4 protein-coding genes are annotated in these 3,364 nt (G+C 62.2%); 3 read left to right on the top strand and 1 reads right to left on the bottom strand.

Features of this window, described 5'->3' with window-relative positions; translation table 11 throughout:
* The first annotated feature begins 29 nt into the window (after nucleotides 1–29).
* Both arfA and GSM73_RS19860 read left to right on the top strand, forming a co-directional pair.
* Complete coding sequence (gene arfA / locus GSM73_RS19855) at nucleotides 30–194, top strand: alternative ribosome rescue factor ArfA (RefSeq protein WP_047229500.1); 165 nt, start codon at nucleotides 30–32, stop codon at nucleotides 192–194.
* Nucleotides 195–267: 73 nt separating this feature from the next.
* Nucleotides 268–1,590, top strand: a complete 1,323-nt coding sequence (locus GSM73_RS19860) for a lytic murein transglycosylase (protein WP_160893619.1) — start codon at nucleotides 268–270, stop codon at nucleotides 1,588–1,590.
* A 103-nt stretch (nucleotides 1,591–1,693) separates the two neighbouring features.
* On the opposite strand, the gene GSM73_RS19865 is transcribed toward GSM73_RS19860, so the two are convergent.
* A complete protein-coding gene (locus GSM73_RS19865) occupies nucleotides 1,694–2,650 on the bottom strand; it encodes an LD-carboxypeptidase (RefSeq protein ID WP_160893621.1) in 957 nt (318 codons plus the stop codon).
* Between the two features lie 103 nt (nucleotides 2,651–2,753).
* Between GSM73_RS19865 and GSM73_RS26465 the strand changes: the two genes are divergently transcribed.
* Nucleotides 2,754–2,948: a nucleoid-structuring protein H-NS gene (locus tag GSM73_RS26465; RefSeq protein ID WP_178129680.1), complete on the top strand. Its 195-nt coding sequence runs from the start codon at nucleotides 2,754–2,756 to the stop codon at nucleotides 2,946–2,948.
* Nucleotides 2,949–3,364 lie beyond the last annotated feature (416 nt).

The raw sequence follows: 3,364 nt of genomic DNA on the forward strand, positions 1-3,364 counted from the left end.
GCAAAAACCACCCCACGAGAGACCCCCTCATGAGCAAAAAGCCATCCAAGCATGGCCCCAACAAGGCCAAATCCATCATCGCCCAGCCCCTGTTCCGCAGCCGCCAGGAACGACCCGCCAAGGGCAAAGGCAGCTACCGCCGCGAAGCCTTCCAGTCTGACAACTGGGAGGCTTCTTGCTTTGTGGCGGCTTGAAACACCCGGACCAGCCCTATTCTCCTTTGCGCATGATAAGGTCAGCATCTGATTTGTTTATCTGGACCCGTGCATGCCCTTTTGTCTTTCCCGTCGTTGGCCCCTGCGCCAATTGATTGCAGCCACAAGCGTCGTTCTGCTTGTCGCCTGCGCAGAAAAACCTACCGCCGCCGACGCCCAACCGCTCAAGACCGTCCCTGCCGTGCCTGCTCCTGCCATCGTGCCGCCCGTGGTCCCGACCGGTGACAACCTGGTCATCGCCCCCACGCAAACTTTCGCCGAATGGCAAGCCGGGTTTCGCAAGCAAGCCCTGGCCGCGGGAATCCGTGCCGACCTGTTTGATCGCGCCTTTATCGGCGTCAGCCCGGACATGAGCGTCATCAAAGCCGACCGCAGCCAGCCGGAATTCAGCCGTCCGGTGTGGGAATACCTCGATGGAGCGCTGTCGCCGCTGCGAGTACGCCGGGGCCAGACACTGGTCCAACAGCATGCCGACATCCTGCAAAGCATTGAGCAGCGCTATGGCGTCGACCGCCAGGCCTTGGTTGCGGTGTGGGGCATGGAAAGCAACTTCGGTCAGTTCCAGGGCACCAAGTCGGTGATCAACTCCCTGGCGACCCTGGCCTATGAAGGGCGGCGCCCGGGGTTTGCCCATGCGCAGCTGATCGCCGCACTGCAGATCCTGCAAGACGGCGACATCGCTCCGGAAAAAATGCTCGGTTCCTGGGCCGGAGCCATGGGCCAGACCCAGTTCATTCCCACCACGTACAACACCCACGCGGTGGATTTCGATGGTGACGGCCGCCGCGATATCTGGGGCAGCGCCACCGACGCCCTGGCTTCGACCGCGCACTACCTGCAAAGCTCTGGCTGGCAGCGCGGACAGCCGTGGGGCTTCGAGGTACGACTCAGAGAAGGGTTCGACTACCCGCTGGCCGACGGCGCGATCCGCAAACCCGTCTCCGAATGGCTGCAACTGGGCGTCAGCCTGCCCAACGGCAGCCAGGTCCCAGCCGGCGCCGAACACTTGTCGGCAGCCCTGCTGCTGCCGGCCGGCTATCGCGGGCCGGCCTTCCTGGTGCTCGATAACTTCCGCGCCATCCTCAAGTACAACAATTCCTCGTCGTACGCCCTGGCGGTGAGCTTGCTGTCAGAGCGCTTCGCCGGCGCGGGGCTGATCAGCGGGCAATGGCCAAAGGACGATCTGCCCTTGAGCCGTAGCGAACGCTTCGAACTGCAAACCTTGCTAGGCAAACACAACTTCGACGCAGGCACGCCCGACGGCATCATCGGCGCCAACACCCGCAAGGCCATACGCAGCGCCCAGCAGTCGTTCGGCTGGCCCGCGGATGGTTATCCGACGCACAAGCTGCTGGAAGGGTTGCGTAACCGCTAGATCGCCTTATGGCCGCTGCCCTCATCGCGAGCAGGCTCGCTCCCACAGCTGACTACCAAACGCGGTCCAGTGTGGGAGCGAGCCTGCTCGCGATGAGGGACTTTCAGGCAACAAGCGCTCGGCTGACCACCACATCCTGCTCCAGCACCAACCTCTTCTCCCCCGCATCCAGCGTCACCAACGCGCCCATGGGCAACGTCAGGTTCGGATCGCAATGCCCACTGCGCCAGCCGGACAACACCGGGATACCAAACGGCTCGAAGGTCTGCTGGAACAGTTTGTTCAACGCCTCGACGTCCACCCCGGCGACATCCCCCAGCAATACACCCCGCAGCTTTGCCAGCGTGCCAGCCAGTCGTAACTGGGTCAGCAGACGGTCGATGCGGTAAAGCGGCTCGTTGATGTCTTCCACCAACAGGATCACGCCTTCGGCGTCGATTTCGTAGGGCGTGCCCATGGTCGCGGCAATCATCGACAGATTGCCCCCCAGCAAACGCCCGCAGGCGATGCCGGGTGCGACGGTAGTCAATGGATAAGCTGCGGGATGGCTCAGCACACTGCCGGCCTTCAACTGCCCACGCAACAGGCTGAAAAAAGAAGTGACGGTGGAGGGTTCCTTGTCGCCGAGAAGATCGGCGTTGAGCAACGGGCCATGAAAGGTGACGAACCCTGCATATCGGCTGATGGCCAGGTGCAAGGCGGTGATGTCGCTGTAGCCGACGAAGGGCTTGGCGTTGCGCCGCAACAGGTCGAAATCGATGCGATCCAGCAAACGCGGGGTGCCGTAGCCGCCGCGCAGGCAAATGATCGCTTTTACTTCTGGGTCGGCGAAGGCGGCATGCAGGTCGTTGAGGCGTACTTCGTCGCTGCCGGCCAGGTAGCCGTCCTTTTCGTACACACCTGGGAATATACGCAGCTCATGGCCCCGGGCGCGCATCCATTGGATGGCTTTGTCCGTTTCCAGGTTTGCTGGACCGGCGGGGGCGATGACGGCGATCAGGCCTTCGGTCGGGAGTGCTGGGACGGGGTGATGTGGGTTTAGGGTGTGAGTGGGTTCCATGAGTCTCCCGGTTTTTAGGCATGCTTATGGGTGTATATCCGTTTTTTGCGTAACGGCGGCTGGCGGTTCCGCTCTTACAGCGGGTCACTTTTGGAAGAGCCGGATGCCGGACCAACCAAAAGTAACCAAAAACGCTTTGCCCCACCACTCGGCACCTCGCTTAGGCTCGGTGTGCCCGAACGAAGGCATTGCTCCGTGGGCCCGCCGCGAAGGGCCATCCATGGCCCAGCGCGGCTATCCCGGCATCCATGCCGGGATGCCCACTGCGCAATACCTGCGTTCGGCCAGCGTGGTTTAACGGGGCGTCAAGATCAAGATCAAGATCCAAAGCAAAGCAAAGCAAAGCAAGAGCTGGGCATGTCCAGCATCTATGTGGCTGAACCACCGCTATCGCGAGCAGGCTCGCTCCCACACTTGATCTTCAGCAGCCACAACGCTCATATAACCCCCAGCCCCCCTGTGGGAGCGAGCCTGCTCGCGATGAGGCCAGCAAAGCCAGTATCCATGCAACTGAACCACCGCTTTCGCGAGCAAACCCGCTCCCATAGGGGAAACGCGATACCCCCAAACCAGGCCGGCTGTCAGGCCGCCTCGCGGTGGACGTTGATCTGGGGCGCCCCGTTAACCACGCTGGCTGAACGCAGGCATTGGTTCGTGGGTAACCCGGCATGGATGCCGGGTTAGCCGCGCTGGGCCATGGATGGCCCTTCGCGG

Origin of the sequence: Pseudomonas sp. PICF6 (genome assembly GCF_009831705.1) — a bacterium.
GTDB classification, from domain to species: domain Bacteria; phylum Pseudomonadota; class Gammaproteobacteria; order Pseudomonadales; family Pseudomonadaceae; genus Aquipseudomonas; species Aquipseudomonas rhizophila.